Origin of the sequence: Vibrio sonorensis (assembly GCF_001854765.1) — a bacterium.
In the GTDB taxonomy this organism is placed as follows: domain Bacteria; phylum Pseudomonadota; class Gammaproteobacteria; order Enterobacterales; family Vibrionaceae; genus Vibrio; species Vibrio sonorensis.
Window position 1 is genome coordinate 23,614 of the sequence record NZ_LJJE01000124.1, and the last position, 15,374, is coordinate 38,987.

Annotated in this window: 14 protein-coding genes and 4 pseudogenes; 7 read left to right on the plus strand and 11 right to left on the minus strand. The window is 44.5% G+C overall.

Annotation, left to right across the window (positions count from 1 at the left end):
- The first annotated feature begins 29 nt into the window (after positions 1-29).
- The 3 genes from BLO31_RS23350 to BLO31_RS21860 all read left to right on the plus strand — a co-directional run bounded on the left by BLO31_RS23350 (position 30) and on the right by BLO31_RS21860 (position 1,276).
- Complete coding sequence (locus BLO31_RS23350; protein ID WP_084659988.1) at positions 30-476, plus strand: hypothetical protein; 447 nt, start codon at positions 30-32, stop codon at positions 474-476.
- 50 nt (positions 477-526) lie between these two features.
- A complete protein-coding gene (locus BLO31_RS23955; protein WP_175443273.1) occupies positions 527-694 on the plus strand; it encodes a hypothetical protein in 168 nt (55 codons plus the stop codon).
- A gap of 330 nt (positions 695-1,024) precedes the next feature.
- A complete protein-coding gene (locus BLO31_RS21860) occupies positions 1,025-1,276 on the plus strand; it encodes a hypothetical protein (protein ID WP_070971940.1) in 252 nt (83 codons plus the stop codon).
- Between the two features lie 148 nt (positions 1,277-1,424).
- Here the strand turns inward: BLO31_RS21860 and BLO31_RS21865 are convergent, their stop codons facing one another.
- Together BLO31_RS21865 and BLO31_RS21870 are read right to left on the minus strand one after the other, a co-directional pair.
- Complete coding sequence (locus BLO31_RS21865) at positions 1,425-1,901, minus strand: DUF2059 domain-containing protein (RefSeq protein ID WP_245688561.1); 477 nt, start codon at positions 1,899-1,901, stop codon at positions 1,425-1,427.
- 313 nt (positions 1,902-2,214) lie between these two features.
- Positions 2,215-4,346 (minus strand): annotated as a pseudogene (locus tag BLO31_RS21870) (sensor domain-containing diguanylate cyclase).
- A gap of 290 nt (positions 4,347-4,636) precedes the next feature.
- Here BLO31_RS21870 and BLO31_RS21875 point away from each other — a divergent pair.
- On the plus strand, positions 4,637-5,101 hold the full coding sequence (locus tag BLO31_RS21875; RefSeq protein WP_070972176.1) for a L,D-transpeptidase family protein: 465 nt from the start codon (positions 4,637-4,639) through the stop codon (positions 5,099-5,101).
- A 2-nt stretch (positions 5,102-5,103) separates the two neighbouring features.
- Here BLO31_RS21875 and yddG read toward each other — a convergent pair.
- From yddG to BLO31_RS21910, 7 genes and pseudogenes are all read right to left on the minus strand, one after another.
- Positions 5,104-5,957, minus strand: a pseudogene (gene yddG / locus BLO31_RS21880) (aromatic amino acid DMT transporter YddG).
- A gap of 196 nt (positions 5,958-6,153) precedes the next feature.
- A complete protein-coding gene (locus BLO31_RS21885) occupies positions 6,154-6,756 on the minus strand; it encodes a hypothetical protein (protein ID WP_070971945.1) in 603 nt (200 codons plus the stop codon).
- Between the two features lie 143 nt (positions 6,757-6,899).
- On the minus strand, positions 6,900-7,298 hold the full coding sequence (locus BLO31_RS21890) for an OsmC family protein (protein WP_070971948.1): 399 nt from the start codon (positions 7,296-7,298) through the stop codon (positions 6,900-6,902).
- Positions 7,299-7,314: 16 nt separating this feature from the next.
- Positions 7,315-8,300 (minus strand): annotated as a pseudogene (locus tag BLO31_RS21895) (Gfo/Idh/MocA family protein).
- Between the two features lie 4 nt (positions 8,301-8,304).
- Positions 8,305-8,919 carry a LysE family translocator gene (locus BLO31_RS21900; RefSeq protein ID WP_070971951.1) on the minus strand — a complete coding sequence of 205 codons (615 nt, stop codon included), beginning with the start codon at positions 8,917-8,919 and terminating at the stop codon, positions 8,305-8,307.
- 47 nt (positions 8,920-8,966) lie between these two features.
- Positions 8,967-9,926: a LysR family transcriptional regulator gene (locus tag BLO31_RS21905; RefSeq protein ID WP_070971954.1), complete on the minus strand. Its 960-nt coding sequence runs from the start codon at positions 9,924-9,926 to the stop codon at positions 8,967-8,969.
- 21 nt (positions 9,927-9,947) lie between these two features.
- Positions 9,948-10,397, minus strand: coding sequence for an Lrp/AsnC family transcriptional regulator (locus BLO31_RS21910; RefSeq protein WP_070971956.1), 450 nt, complete (start codon positions 10,395-10,397; stop codon positions 9,948-9,950).
- Positions 10,398-10,699: 302 nt separating this feature from the next.
- Here BLO31_RS21910 and yjeH point away from each other — a divergent pair, with 302 nt between their 5' ends.
- The 3 genes from yjeH (at position 10,700) to sbmA (ending at position 13,441) form a co-directional block, all read left to right on the plus strand.
- Positions 10,700-11,959, plus strand: a complete 1,260-nt coding sequence (gene yjeH / locus BLO31_RS21915) for an L-methionine/branched-chain amino acid transporter (protein ID WP_070971959.1) — start codon at positions 10,700-10,702, stop codon at positions 11,957-11,959.
- Between the two features lie 223 nt (positions 11,960-12,182).
- Positions 12,183-12,380, plus strand: coding sequence for a hypothetical protein (locus BLO31_RS24150; protein WP_217495155.1), 198 nt, complete (start codon positions 12,183-12,185; stop codon positions 12,378-12,380).
- The gene (gene sbmA / locus BLO31_RS21920; RefSeq protein ID WP_217495156.1) at positions 12,332-13,441 is read left to right on the plus strand and encodes a peptide antibiotic transporter SbmA; all 1,110 of its coding nucleotides are present in this window, start codon (positions 12,332-12,334) and stop codon (positions 13,439-13,441) included. Before BLO31_RS24150 ends, sbmA begins: the two co-directional genes overlap by 49 nt.
- 122 nt (positions 13,442-13,563) lie before the next feature.
- Here sbmA and BLO31_RS21925 read toward each other — a convergent pair.
- Together BLO31_RS21925 and BLO31_RS21930 are read right to left on the minus strand one after the other, a co-directional pair.
- Positions 13,564-14,177 (minus strand): annotated as a pseudogene (locus BLO31_RS21925) (LysE family translocator).
- A 158-nt stretch (positions 14,178-14,335) separates the two neighbouring features.
- A complete protein-coding gene (locus tag BLO31_RS21930; protein ID WP_084659989.1) occupies positions 14,336-15,325 on the minus strand; it encodes an AraC family transcriptional regulator in 990 nt (329 codons plus the stop codon).
- Positions 15,326-15,374: the final 49 nt, after the last annotated feature.

The window sequence follows — 15,374 nt, forward strand, 5'->3', positions numbered from 1 at the left end:
TAACTCTTCCCGAACTCAGACTAAATGTATTGCCAGCACAACACAGCAACACAACCATTGCACCTGTAGTACCGCCAGCAGCCGTAGAAAGTACAAGCGCTGGGTTCTGGCCTTACTTAACCGCACTGTTCGCTATATTGTGGCTTGCTACCCTCACTCTGTGGTTTAGAGCACACAAGCAACAGCCAGTGAAAAACAAAAGCGCCGCAGTAAAAAACACTTCAGAAATAGACAATGCAGTTAAAAGCAAAGACGTTGTTAGGCTTCAATATCTTATCAATCAATGGATAAGCGCCAATCATCAGGCTAGTGCGGAGCAAAAGCAAGACATCCTTGCCGCGATGGAAGAGATTAACCAAGCACAATTTAATCATCACAAGAGTGAGTGGAATGGCAAAAAATTGCTTAAACTAATTAAAAGTGCTGAACAGGAACGTCAGCCGAGTAACAAGCAGGGAGCCTTAGCCAAGCTCTAGCGCTCCCTACTCTGCGCATATTATGTGCGACAGAGGAGCGGGAGGTGAGGATGTCAGCAGTAGAAAATGACAACCCTGAAATTGAATATCGTATTCGCTACTTTGATGGCGAACAGATCGCAGAGCTAAAAGTCGCAGCAGAGAGCCGAGAACAAGCGGTGTCTGTTCTTAAACAGTTAGGCTACGGCGAAGGCGATATATTTTCTATTGAGCCGTGACGACCTGTTTTTAAAGCTCGGAGTGGCTCACGCTAACGACAACAAAGCTTTATCGATAGAGGTTGAGGCTAAGTTATGCAAAGCATCAAGGGTTTGATGCGTTTGTCCTCTCATCATTTAAAATCGACTGGGAAAACCCAAAAAAGAAATAGAGCTGGTAAACTCTTCCCCAGCCTCTTCCTTTTTCATACTTGCCTTTTCAATCTTTTAATACGCCATTTTCTATTTTGAAGGGTGCTCTCTATTTGGTTCCAAACACGGCGTTCTTAATCCACAAATGAATTACAACTGATATGATTCGCTATATTAGATTGGTTAGATAGGTGGCTTATGAAACTTTTCATAAAAGAAAATGGTGGGGTTATGCTTATTATTACTACCATCGTCGCCGCTGCATGGTGGATCCAATCATCCATTACCGCAGTGCAAATCCAACAGTCTGATCGTTTTAATGAACAACAAAAACAGTTTACTGAAATGCTCGAAAAAATTGGGGAGGTAGACAAAAGTGCACTTGAACGCGATCATAAGCTGGATATACGCCTTTCAACAGTCGAACTGAAGCTCTATGCTAACCGCTAGAAGTGTGTGTTCTTTCAATTTCTAAACCTTTTCAATTCTCCATAAATAAGTATCCCAAGTGTCAATTTATTCCAGAACGAATCACACATAGTAAAAAAGCTTAGTACCTTGATACTAAGCTTTTATATCACTTAAATCATTTTCACGATTATTGCTGTGGCTGTGGCTGGTGCTTTTCGATAAAGGGCATCAGTCTTTGCATTAGCTCTTGCTGCTTGGCTTGGGCGGCTTCCATACCGAACTGTGCACCTAGTTTTGCAAGCTCTGGTGATTTAGCCGCTAACTTTTTGCCCGTTGGTGTTTGGAAAAACTCGGTAATGTTTTGTAGCTCATCGAGGGTAAAAGTGTCAGCGTACAAATCAACAATTTGGTTTTTGAGGTTCTCTTGGTCAATATCTTTAAAGAACCAGTCTCGATAAATCGACTTTAGCTCTTCTGTTTCTTGAGCATCTAACTGCAAGTTAGTTGCCACTTGATTCACTGTTGGTAGCATAGCTTCAAAACCACCAGCTATTTGCTTATCCATATCCATGACCACGAACAGCTTTGCTGCTGCCTCTGTTCTTTGGCCTAAATCTGCAAACGCACTGTTGCTAAATATAATAGCCAGTACCAATCCAATCACTCGAATCAAAATGAACTCCTTATAGACGAAACCCTACTTAGGGGCATATTAAAGGGCATTATAAATTAATAAGTTACGTGCGCATTATGATTAAGATCTATATATTCGGGTTTATAATTAACACAAATGTAGATTAACAATCTCTAACAAAGAGGCGTGGGGAGTAGAATAGGTCCTTCTAACCCTAGAAACCACCCAGTGAATATTGACTTAAATGTGGTTACGCGGTTGGCTGTTTTAACAAGGCCAATGAAGAGTTACGGTAACATGCCGCAACTCGGTTCATGGGAAAACCACTGTATTTTGCTCCCCCTTACCTTTCTTTCTCCAGCAACTTGCTGTCTTGCTTGTAGTATTTCACTGAGTTTCGTCCCTGATGTTTTGCTTGATAAAGGGCTTTGTCGGCGCTGACGTAAAGCTGGTCAAAGTTAAACTCGTCTGGTCGATAGTGACTAGTGAGTACCCAACCGAAACCGTAAGGCTATCCGAGGTGTCGCTAGGTTTATGCGGTATCGCTTCGCGCTCGATACACTGGCGGATACACTCAGCAATTTCCCCCACTTCTTGTTTGGTTTTGTTAACCACCAATAGGGCAAATTCTTCTCCGCCAATGCGGCAGAATACTTCATTTTCATGCTTTGAATGGTGCAAAAGTATGTTGCCGATCCGCATCAAGGCGATGTCACCTTGCATGTGTCCATAGTGGTTGTTGTACAAACCAAAATGGTCGATATCGACTAACACTAACCCAAAGCTGGCTGGTTCATTTTTGCTTTCAACACACAGTTCTTCTAACATCGACTCCAACATTCGGCGATTACCCAATCTTGTTAAAGGGTCCATTTTCGCCATAATCTCTAATTTCTCATTGGCTTTTTGTAGATCTGCGGTGCGAGAACGTACTTGCTGTTCGAGATTTTCATTGAGTAGCTGAATGTCTTCCTGCGCTCGGGTTCTAAGCAGTACCTCAGTCACGTTTGAAGCAAACATTTTTATCACATCGCGCAACTGTTGGGTGAGAGGTGTGCGTTTAATTAGGTTGTCAGCGGCGATAAAGGCAATAGGTTCACCATTGCTGTTGGTCAGCATTGTCATCGCTGTCCAGCCAAAACCCACGATGTGAAAATCGTGATAGATGGGCACGGATTCTTCAAAGGCCACTTCATTCGGGGTCGCCCGCGCGAGGTTTACTATTGTTCTATCCGTGGTTTCTGATCGATAGTAGGATTCGTCTACCACGTTACCTTGGATATCCGTTCCCCACGTTCCTTGCATATAGCTGCAATTTTTATCGGTTAAAAATACGGCTAGGCGGTCGATGCCCAAACGATTGATCGCAAAGCTAACGGCGCATTTACACACATCTCTTACGGTCATACAGCGGGAAAGTTCGACCATGCTCGCGTGCAGCATTCGCACGTTTTGCTCTTGGCGTTTGCGTATGTATATTTGAGATAGCAGCGATCCAAATGACTCTAGCATCTGCTTTTGATAGGTGGTGATTTCTTTGCGATTGATATAGTTATCCATGGCGATCCAACCGATGGTTTCTTGTCCATCGCGCAAGATCAACATTCCGTTCCAGCCCTGACCAACCACTTGCCCTGCGGTATAGAGTGGCGCGTTATCGATAACGACGAAGTTTTCTTTCCCTTCAAATAGCGCGTTGATGTATGACTCTTCTAACTGATGTAAATCGAACTGGGTATGGTGTTCACTCACCGTCTGGCCTTGCTCTCCCGTTCCGTACGTACCGTTAAAGCAGCGCTTTTTAATATCCAGTAGTAGAAAACCAGCCCTATCAAACCCTAGCTTGTCGCGTACGGCTTCCACCGCCATCTTGTGTAACTCATCTAGGTTTTCTGGGTTCGAAATTTCGATAGCCGCCTGTTGTACCAGTTTGATGTTCTCGATAAATCGCTCGCGCTGCTTAATCACATCGAGATGCTGCGCTTCTTTAATATCGCGGTTTTTGTATTCTCTCGCGGCTTCGGTCTCTGCTCGCACACACTGCCAGCGCGAGGCTATCAACTGCATCATATCAATGGAGTTGTCTTCATTCGCCTGTTGAAGTTTAACACCGTCGACTCTTTCTAAAACGATGTAGGTACGCTTCTCAGGGTGGTTATCAAGCATAAAAATGTAGCAATGGGCACCCATGGTTTTTTGGTAATCCCATTTACATGGGTTCATCGCCAAAGACACCATGCCATCCGAGGTATCAAATTGGGCTATCCAATTCCAAAAGGTGTCAGGGTAATTGCGAAGTGGTGTAGGATCGCCGGTTTTAAAAAGGGGTTCATCACTTTGGTTGAGTTTGGGCTCATAGAACACTGAGATTGATTCAGGGGTGAGCATTTCGTCCATAAAACTGAACAGGGAATTGGCCAAAAATCGATGATTTCTGGCAGACATTATATCTTTGAGAAAAACGCGCGAAAGCATGCTAACCAGCCTGACTTATTATTATGATACCTACTATATAATTAGCAATGGCTGATATGCATTCAAACGAAATGGCGGGGCTGTGTTAACTGGGTCGCATATCCTACAGATTGATTGTTTCATACTTGAGTTAGTTGGCAAATTTTTGATGTTATTTCCACCTTTTACAATGGGGTTTGGTGCGAGTAAACTGCATAAATAGCCACCACGCCATTATTAATTAGTTACACAATAACAATGTGTTAGGAATAGAAACGAGGTATGTGTTGTCCAAGTGTTTTTTCGCATTTATATTTGCTTTATTCACTTTTTCTGCATGGGGAGGTGAAGAGCTTGTCGACTGGGTGAAAGTCGATAAATCGAAAAGACGTATGTACCTTATGGATGGCAGTAAAGTCGTTAAGGAGTACCGGATCGCGCTCGGTGCGTCTCCCAAAGGTCACAAGGTTCAGGAAGGGGACAACAAAACACCAGAAGGTGATTACACCTTGGATTTCGTCATCAACGAGTCGAATTTTTATCGCTCAATGCACATCACTTACCCCAATTTCATCGATACTCACAATGCGATTGCCCTTGGTGTTGATCCGGGCGGTGATATCAAAGTTCACGGGTTAAAAAATGGCGAACAGCGCCCTGCTCAATTTGTCCAAAGCTTTGACTGGACCAATGGCTGCATCGCGATTACCAATGAAGAGATGGACGAATTTCTGTCCCTCGTGCAAGTGGGCACACCCATTCGCATAGAGTGGTAAGACTAAGCTTCTTGTTCTATATCTTTGCTAGGTTCAACCTTTTCTCGTGTCACCCACCAACTCATCAATGAGCCTATAGTTACAAAAAACACGCCTTGATAGAAAGTATTGGACAGGGTAAGCCCTAAGATCACCGCAGAAAACAGCGTCGATAATATCGGAGTAAAGTAGGACATCACCGCTAATAACATCATATTTCCGCCAATGATGGCATAGTTCCACAACGCGTATCCGCTTCCCATAAAAATGCCGCTCATTAACAGTAAACCAATGGATTGGGTATCAAACTGCATGGCGGTTTCATCACTTAAGGCGTACTTAATCCAAAGTGTTATAGCTGTAAGAATAAAAAACAGAGTGATGGCGTTTTGGCCCTGAGAAATATGCTTAGTAAGATTGCAGTAGATGGCCCACAAAAATGCACCAACAAACGCCATAGTATAGGTCGCCGGATTACTAGCCACATTGATACTAATTTGAGCCAAGCTCAAACCTTGATCGCCAGTGATACTCCACGCAACCCCAAAAAAGGCCAATGCAACACTTGGTATACCAACCAGTTGGTTTTCTTCGCCGACAACACTACAGCCATCAATACGGTTAGCGCCGGCCACAGATAGTTAATCACTAACATTTCTACTGCTTGATGGCGAGTATTCGCCATCCCTAGCGCCAGAGCTAAACATATCTCATACGCCACAAACAGCGAACCACCGATTAAAACATACGTTTTGGAGTAGTGTTTAACCTTGGGTAACCCCATAACAGAAACCAAGAAAATCGCAGCCACCGAATAGATCATGGCTGCGCCTCCGACGGGCCCAAGCAGTTCGGTTACATTTCTGGCAATACCCATCACGCTGCTCCAAAGCAAAATAGCAACGATACCGCAAAGGGTAAATTTGTTGTGATTCACGTTTAGTTCCTATTTGTTACGTGTAGAGAGGGCCTGTTTTATTTTAACCTTTAGCGAAAGGGATTTTTTACACCGACGCAGATGAGTTAACAGCGAGCGTGCTCGGCGCTTACCATGCTGTTATTTGAGTAAATCGTCAAGAGATAATCAGGCTGTTGTGCAACCAAATAAGCTGCCAGTGTTTAATCATTATTTCGCCATAAGGTGTTAACGCCCATGAGAGCAGCCAACCGTGACAGGCGACTGCCACCAACATAAAGGTTCGATAAATCTGCCCTCGTTTAGGCATCTTCCAGATATGCCCACACACGGTCTGTGCTACCCATCCGCCGCAAAACGCCAAAAAGAGATGACTTGGCGCACTGGTGACATTGTCCCCTTTTTCCAAAGCTCGTTTGTCCAAATAGCAAACGAGAACAAGCAGTAGGTTCAAAGTCGAGTAGTAAGTTCCAATCCAGATGGAGTAACCAAATAGAGTGACGGTAAGCAGAAGAATTAGAGAAAAAGTAACGGCAACGATTAAGAAGAGGTCAAATTCTCTAGGGGGTTCGACATTAACAGCTTTGTGGTTGCCATTGCGATCTTCATCGACGCTAAATACTACTTGCTGATTAAGCGCTGGAGGCTCTTCGCCGATATAGTCATCGGCATAAAAACGAATGCGTACCTTGCTAAGCTCTGGCACGATATAGCCGTAACCAAGCTCTGAATCGAACTCAAAAATCTTACCCTTAAACATGGCACCGCACCTATGCCAGACCCCACTTTAAGCGTAGAAAAAAACCGAGCATTTTGCTCGGTTTCACTACTTCTGTCGGCAAGATTTTCAATAACTGATTGAGCCAAAAGCTCAGATTCAGCGAGAAAAGCGGTAAAAATCTTTTATACGATTTCCCAGCTGTGTGTCATTTCTACGCCTTCCGCTAGCATCAAGCAAACCGAGCAGTATTTTTGCAGCGAATCTGCTGTCACTTTTGCTACCACTTCTTCACTTAACGAGGTGCCGGATACTTCAAAGTGAATGTTAACCGTGGTAAAGATACGCGGTGCGGTTTCTCTGCGTTGCGCACTCAGTTTCGCCACACAGCCAGTCACTTTTTGACCCGCTTCTTTTAGGCCATCAACGACGTCGACAGAACTGCATCCGCCAGCCGCCATTAAAACCATTTCCATTGGGCTTGGCGCGGTTGAACCACCGTTTCCATCCATGACAATGGAGTGACCAGAGTGAGATTGTCCCAAAAATTTAAAATCTTCAATCCACTTCACTTCAGCTTGCATATCTTTCTCTCTTTTACTAATTTTCGTCGCTGTCCTGTGGGTAAACTACCCCATCTGTCGACGAATTTCCGTGAGTACTTCGGCAACGATTAGCGAGCGCTTCTCACAATCTTGCTCTCTCTGCTTCGCCGATAATTGATCTGCGAAGAACTGCGCTTCATAGTACATGCGATTATCTCGTTGCGCGACACTAAGCTCGCACTTTTCTTCACGTGTGACTTTCCAAACCCGATTACAAATAGAGATCATATCCACTTCGATAACCCCTTTTTCGCCTTGGAACTCGCTGGGGATAAAGGAGTCGCTAGTTTTTGAGTGATTTAGAACAACTTCAAAATCGGTGTATTGCAAAATCACACTGCCGTTGCCATCCACACCAGACTCCAACATAGAGGCCGTCGCTTTCACCTCTTGCGGGCGTCCAAATAGTTCAACCGCCGCGCCTAAGCAATAGAATCCGATATCCATCATGGAACCGTTAGCAAAAGCGGGATTAAAAGTGTTTGGATTTTCTCCAGCAAGATATTTTGGATAGCGAGAGGAATACTGGCAGTAGCTGATTGTCGCTTTTCGAAGCGAGCCAATTTTACCTAGTGCACTTTTCAAAACAGAAAAATTAGGTAAGTGAGGGCTCATAAACGCTTCAAATAGATACACACCGTTTTGCTTGGCTACGTCGTACATCTCTTTTGCTAAAGTGGCGTTCGCTGCGACAGGCTTTTCACAAATCACGTGCTTACCTGCTTTCATCAACTCGATCGCTTGTGGCGCGTGAAACGAGTTTGGACTCGCTATGTATACCGCGTCAATACCTTGGTCTTGGCTAAGTAGCGTTAAATCATCAAAAAGAACAATGGAACTTGAGTACTTGTTGGCGAACGCTTTTGCCGTCTCCTTTTTGCGCGAGTAGACAGCTTTAAGTTGGTAACGTTCGGTTTCCAAAGCAGCATCAACAAATTGGGCAGTGATCCAGTTAGTACCGATAACAGCGAGTTTGATCATAGTATTACACCGTAAATACCACTCTCGCGGCCAACAGTATAAGTACTACGCCTGAGAGTCGGTCTATAAGTTGAGCGCGATTGCGCACGGCGTCTAACACCTTGGGAGTAGACAATAAAAACGTCACTAAAGTGTACCAGAGACCATCGATTAAAAAGGGGGTCAATACAATAATAGCCTTTCCGCTTATTCCCACGTTTAAGGCGACAAACTGACTAAACAGGGCGATAAAAAACAGTGCGATCTTTGGGCTCAAAATAGAGATAAGAAAGCCTTCTCTTGCCGATGCAGCAACGCTGACTTTACTACCAGAGTTAAGCTTTGCAGCTATACCACCTTTTGAACGCAAGGCGTTAAAGCCAAGATACGCCAAATAAGCAGCTCCGGCGTAAGTAATCACTTTAAACAGCACTGGCGATTCCTGTAAAACAACCGCAAGACCAATGAGGCTCACAAACGCGTAGATCCCGATACCAAAGGCGTGTGCCCATGCCGTTGCCAACCCATTAGACCGTCCACCAGCTAAACTGTGCTTGGCCACCACGGCTAAACTTGGTCCCGGAGACATAGCTCCCAGTAAACAAACGGCGGCCAACGAAAGCCAAATGGTAAAAGTCATTGTTTAATCTCCATATCTCTTGTTGCTTTTACCTTAAACCCTTCATCTTATGATATGAAATCACCATTATTCATCATGGTATTCTCAATAATCATACCCTCAGAAAATTGGGATTGACGCATAAACTTCAGCGCCCGCTCTCGAACCCATTGATGAGCGGGGTCGTGGTCGTATTTCGGATGCCACATTAACCAATACAGCTGCGAAGGGGTGTCAAAGTTAAGTGGTCGATGTGTTAGGCCATTATCAACAGACAAGTTAATAGCGATATGCTCTGGCACCACCATCAAATTGTGGCTTTGCATCAAGGTGTTAACCGCCGCCGAAAAGAAAGGGATTCGAAACGCGATATGCCGCTTTAACCCCTTTTCCTCCAAGGCTCTATCTACCCCCGAGTCTTTATCCCCTCCCCCTGTTACTTTGATATGGCCGAACTTAACCAAATCTTCGCGGGATAGAGATAGCTTGGCTGCCAGTGGGTGGGTTTCCTTCATCAAGCAGACTGAACCGTCCTCACCAAATTGTATTGAGGAAAGATACTCTGGTTTTTGCGGTAGCATAGTAGAGGCTAGATCAATACCTGTACTGTGGAAATGGCCTAAGAAATCAGGCTGCCATAGACGAAAGGTCAACGAGAGATTTGGCGCTTCTCGGGTAACGTGTGAAGCAAAGTCTGGCAAAATATATTGAGCGAGATAATCACTCGACGAGAGAACAAACTCGGTTTGCCACTCTTTGGGGTCAAACGATTGTTCTCCTAGTAGTGAATCAAATTGATTGAGCAGCTCGTCTAACCTAGATTTTAGGGAAAGGGCTTTGGGTGTTGCCCTTAGTACGTTGCCCTCCCTAACCAAAAGGGGGTCACCATACATGTCTCTCAGCTGGGCCAACTGCCTGCTAACCGCTGATTGAGTAAGGTTCAACTGCTGCGCCGTACGACTCACATGACACTCGGTGAGTAATACTTGTAACGTTCTTAACAGGTTTAAATTGGTATTACTCTTCATAACTGGCCTGCGACCATGCGCTTAATCTTGTCGAGTCGTATTAAAGAACTCGGTGAGCACCGTATGTGTCATCAAATGTCTAAGTTCTGGCAATGTGTGTAGCTCATCTCGGATTTCATTCAAACGCGCCATTGAGTCCACTTCCACATATAACATCATGTCAGTTTCTCCGCTGATGGCGTGGCACCACTTTACGCCGTCTATTTCATAAATGCGCTGGGAATACTTTTCACAATGTCTTTGCGATTTAGAGGTGTCATATTTTAATGCGAGGTAAGCACACACATTTTTCACCTCTTCTTTTTTGGCTATGTTGGCGTGGTAACCCAATATGACTTTATCGTCTTCCAACTTTTTGATTCGCGCCGTCACCGCCGAACGAGAAAGATTCACCTCTCGGGCAATATCGCTAACGCTTTTACGCGCATCGCAGTGCAAAATATCCAAAATCCGTTGGTCAAACTTATCCATAACTCGCTCACTCTGATTATCTGGTGCGATAACCCTTACTACTGTTTTGTTACTTCTTCACTGGGCTAATCTTGTTCGACGCCCAAATGATTATATTTTTCAGTAATGTGACATAAAAATCCCTTGTAGAAAACCGACAATGTGTCATCAAATTGGTTGATTTCCGACATTTTGACGGTGCTTTAAGTCGAATTGCTAGCTGTGTCTCATTGATTAATTGATTAATCTGTATAGCGAAATCAATCCCAGTCGAAGGTTAATAAAAACTGGGACAGCAGTGTCATATGGATTTGGAGGTTGTAATGAGTCAGTTGAAAAAAGAGATCACCCTACTTTCTGGAATTGGTCAACTGTCGACCACCTTGTTAGGTACGGGATTGTTTATGGTTCCTGCCATAGCGGCGGGGATCGCTGGCGCATTTTCTCTGTGGGCTTGGGTCGTTCTGTTTATTGCTATTTGCCCAATAGCACTCACCTTTGCTCAACTTGGCAAACACTATCCAAACGCTGGTGGCACTGCCTACTTTGTACGCAAAGCGTTTAACACCCGCTTAGAAAAAAACATGGCATGGCTGTTTTTAAGTTGTATTCCTGTTGGTGTTCCCGCGGCTGTCGCTCTCGCTGCTGGTTTTTTACAGCAGTTATTGCCTTCTCCTCTAAATACCAGCCTAATTGCTCAAATTATTACAGTTTGCTTATTGGTAGGGGTTAATCTACTCGGGGCTAAATCTTCGGGTCAATTGCAAACCTTGATTGCCCTTGGAATTATCGCCTTAGTCGGTTCAATGTGGTGGCAAGGTGGGGTAACAGGCTCAGACATCAGTATGCCAGAGTTGACGGATAACAGTTGGGCACTGATCGGCAGTGCGCTGGGCGTTATGTTTTGGTGTTTTGTCGGTATCGAAGCCTTTGCTCATATGGGAGAAGAGTTTAAAAATCCTCGCCGTGATTTCCCTATTGCCATCGTATTGGGATGTTTGCTTGCTGGTGTTGTGTACTGGGCGTGCTCCGTCGTTATTCTAAAGTTTTCAGCATACGGTAGCGCTGAGTTCGATACCTCTGCCATTCCGTGGCTTAGCGCACGCCTTTTTGGTCCGGAATTTAAAGTACTTATCAGTGTCATTGGATTTTCAGCGTGTTTTGCCAGTACTAACCTCTATACCCAAAGTCTGTCGAGAATGGTTTGGTCACAGGCTCGCGACTACCGACCACAGGGCGCTATTGCCAAAGTTTCTCATCGCGGTGTTCCCGCCAACGCTACGTTAGCGGTAGGAGCGGTGTTAATGCTCTCCTGTGTTATTGGTGAGTTAATGGGGCTTGATCTGGAGTTCTTCCTTAGATTAACCAACGGGATCTTTGTTTTGATCTACCTAATGGCTATGTTTGCGGCAGTTAAACTACTACAAGGGCTAAGCCGTTCGTTGGCCTTTGTCTCCTTAATAATCTGCGCATTTGTCTTTGTTTGTCTCGGTTGGTCTATGCTCTACGCCGTCTGCGTATTTGCTCTGTTGATGCTGCCTTGGCAAAAATGGATAGGCCGCGCGCCCTCTGCGACCGTTTAATAATGTGTTCCTGTTTTGCCCCGCTGAGTCGGGGCTTTTTTACTTTGTACGCTCCCAAAGGTCAAAACTGACATGCCTTGTTATCTAATTTAGTTATAAAGTGAATTTTTATGTCACTTGCTAGTCTTAGAATTCTAATGTATCAATAACATCCTTGTGCTGACTTCTTTAAAGATCAGTCACGTACAAAAGGACAGATAACAAAAATCAGAGGGTAAGCTCAGTGTTTGATTCGTTTTTTCCCAAAGCAAAATGGTTTTTCATCAGTTTTGCCGTTTGGGCTCTTTTATGTGTGATTGGCTGGTATACCCTTGTCAGTGACTTGGACCATCACTTAGTATTGGACACTGGTTTGGCGTTGAATTTCCAGCTATTGATACCACTGGACCAGAACAACGTTCAGCCTATGATGCCGCTTTAGATGTCTGGTTTTATCAGTACTTAGTGGTCTGCTACGGCGCATTTATTCTACTGTGGACCAAACTCGACAACCAAGGCTGGTCAAAATGGTCGGTTTGGGGATCTGGTCTCATTGTCTTTATTACTTGGTTCCAAGTAGAAGTTAGTGTCATCTTGAACCAGTGGTATGGCAATTTCTATAACCTGATTCAAGAAGCGCTCACCAATCCGGGTAACATCTCTCTTGCCGACTTCTACGGAGAGTTATCGACCGTAATGGTTATTCTAATGGTTGCTATCGTCGTTGCGGTATTTAACGCATTTTTTGTCAGCCACTATGTTTTCCGTTGGCGCACCGCGATGACCAACTACTACACCGAAAAATGGCAATATGTTCGCCATATCGAAGGTGCTTCCCAGCGTATTCAAGAAGATACCATGCGTTTTGCCTCGATTATGGAAAGCTTGGGGGTTAATTTACTCAAGTCAGTCATGACACTAATTGCCTTTTTGCCTATCCTCTGGTCGTTATCCGGCCACGTTAAAGAACTGCCTATTATTGGTGAAGTCCCTCAGGCTTTAGTATTTGTCGCTATTATTTGGTCTGTATTTGGCACCATACTTCTTGCGATGGCGGGCATCAAACTACCGGGGTTAGAGTTCAACAACCAAAAAGTAGAAGCAGCTTATCGTAAAGAGTTGGTTTATGGAGAAGATCACGAGAGTCGTGCTCAGCCTATGACACTGACCGAGCTGTTTGGCGATGTAAGGCAAAACTACTTTAAGCTTTATGCTCACTATGCGTATTTCAATGTAGTGCGATACAGTTACCTTCAGTTTGGTAACTTTATCCCTCTGATCGCCCTCGCACCATCAATTGTCGCAGGCGCGTTTACACTGGGGGTAATGACCCAGATCCTCAATGCATTTAGCAAAGTAGAAGACTCCTTCCAATACTTGATCAACTCTTGGACAACCATTGTTGAACTGCTGTCTATCTACAAGCGTTTGAAAGGGTTTGAGCAATCCATCGATGCCATGGCTCAGCAGCAACAACTTACCGAGTTAGAAGCCAACACTTAAAACAAACGCTTAGATCACCACAACTAAAAAGAGCCTGCTGAGATGCAGGCTCTTTTGCAAAAATCCAATAGCGGAAAGAACGTTAGATAATATTAACGCGAAGATAATTTACGCCAAACCACTTACTGGCGGCTTACTAACAAGTTAACACCAGATATTGCTAAGAATGCCGCGCAAGCTCTATTAAACCGTTTCGCCATTTTAGGTTTGGAAAACCAATGTCTTAGATAGAGTCCAAACAGCGCATACAAGGCGATCGCCACTAACTCTAGAAGTAAGAATGTCGTTCCAAGCGCAAGAAACTGAGTATTCACGTTGGTACTGACGTCGACAAACTGAGGCAAAAAAGCGGTAAAAATAAGAATCGCCTTGGGATTGCCAGCCGCTAAAGCAAACTCTTCACGAGCCATCGTCAACAAACTTTTATTGCGGCCAATTTCCGTAACTGGACTGCTCTCAGAGCCCCACAACTGGTACGCAATCCAAAGCAGATACGCCGCGCCAGCTAACTTTATCACCAAGAATAGAGTTTCTGATGCATACAGCACAACAGCCAAACCTGAAGCAGCCAAGCTATCATTCCAGCAAAAGCCAATACGCGCCCCAATCCAGCAATAAACGCCGAGTAAAAGCCGTAACATCTTGCGTTATTGAGCGACAGTAAGTTGTTCGGACCTGGCGTCATATTCAACGCAAAGCACGCGGGTATAAACAACAATAATTTCAACAGTTCCATCTATTCTCCGTTTACTGCATAGGAAAAACCTAATGAGTCGGACAATAGCATATAGGAAAACAACAGAGTAGAAGCGTCTCCATCGAGAAAGGCTCGGGCCAGTTTTACTGGCCTCGAACACTATCGTTGTCGCCAAACAAAAGGACGTTTGGCAACAACTAAAATCGCTGGGCAAATTGAACGGGGGTGATACCGCGATGTTTTTTGAACATGCGGTTGAAGCTCGCCAAGTTCGAGTAGCCTAATCGATTAGCAATATCGTCGAGTTCTAAGCCTTTGCTCATTAAAGAGACCGCTACATTACTCAGCACAAAACCGCTCACGGTACTAAAGTTAAGCCCCAGTTTTTGTAGCCTTCTTTGAAATTGCTGAGATGAAAGTCCTTGTAAGCTTGCCACTTTGTCCACTGTCGGTAAGCCATAGTGCCTGCTGTAATTGACCAGCTCGTACACCACTTTAATCTCATCTTCTGCATCGGGCATATTGAGAAAATCATCGAGCTCATTCAAGTTCATTGCTAACGCCGCGCTCGTACCCTCTTTTTTAAGTGCCAATCTGTCTGTTACTTTCAGCCAAACCTCTGTCTGTGGTTGGTGCCACTCCACTTCACATCCAAAATAGTCCTCATATAGTTTCTGGCGCTCTCGCTTGCCAGACAATTGGACTCGCAGCGGTGTATAGGCATCTCCCAAGTATATTCTGAGAACCTTAAGCATAAACATAGCGACCCGAATGCTATCGTGCGCCTGTGCATCCGGCGGTAACAATGGGTTTCGATACGTCCACTTGATTATATTTCCAGATTGCGTACCGGCGAGATAGGCACCGGAATGTAAAAACTGAAAACTGTGATTAAGCCTTCGAATAGTTGAAGCCAGATCGATACCAGAAAAAATCCATCGACTCACTGGGCCCAGCTTATCAATCGCGACATCTCGAGTAAGATTTATAATGGCATCTTCATCCCCTGTTTTTTCTTCTAGCGCGCGATACCATTGAATAACTTCACCAAGCGGTATCAGTGTCATTGGGTTTTCAAACACCGTTTCTGGAACAACTAGAGAATTATCAGGTAAATCATAGAGACTTCTTGCTCGGTAATGGGCATTTCTAATACCGAGCACTCGCATAAACCGCATTCCTGACATTACAGATCCTGTCAAATCACATCGAATATTGACTAAATCTGTCATAAAG

Coding starts and splice junctions, on each gene's coding strand:
- BLO31_RS23955 (WP_175443273.1), top strand. CDS start 527: ATGTCAGCAGTAGAAAATGACAACCCTGAAATTGAATATCGTATTCGC.
- BLO31_RS21860 (WP_070971940.1), top strand. CDS start 1,025: ATGAAACTTTTCATAAAAGAAAATGGTGGGGTTATGCTTATTATTACT.
- BLO31_RS21885 (WP_070971945.1), bottom strand. CDS start 6,756: ATGTTTAAGGGTAAGATTTTTGAGTTCGATTCAGAGCTTGGTTACGGC.
- BLO31_RS21890 (WP_070971948.1), bottom strand. CDS start 7,298: ATGCAAGCTGAAGTGAAGTGGATTGAAGATTTTAAATTTTTGGGACAA.
- BLO31_RS21900 (WP_070971951.1), bottom strand. CDS start 8,919: ATGACTTTTACCATTTGGCTTTCGTTGGCCGCCGTTTGTTTACTGGGA.
- BLO31_RS21905 (WP_070971954.1), bottom strand. CDS start 9,926: ATGAAGAGTAATACCAATTTAAACCTGTTAAGAACGTTACAAGTATTA.
- BLO31_RS21910 (WP_070971956.1), bottom strand. CDS start 10,397: ATGGATAAGTTTGACCAACGGATTTTGGATATTTTGCACTGCGATGCG.
- yjeH (WP_070971959.1), top strand. CDS start 10,700: ATGAGTCAGTTGAAAAAAGAGATCACCCTACTTTCTGGAATTGGTCAA.
- BLO31_RS21930 (WP_084659989.1), bottom strand. CDS start 15,325: ATGTCAGGAATGCGGTTTATGCGAGTGCTCGGTATTAGAAATGCCCAT.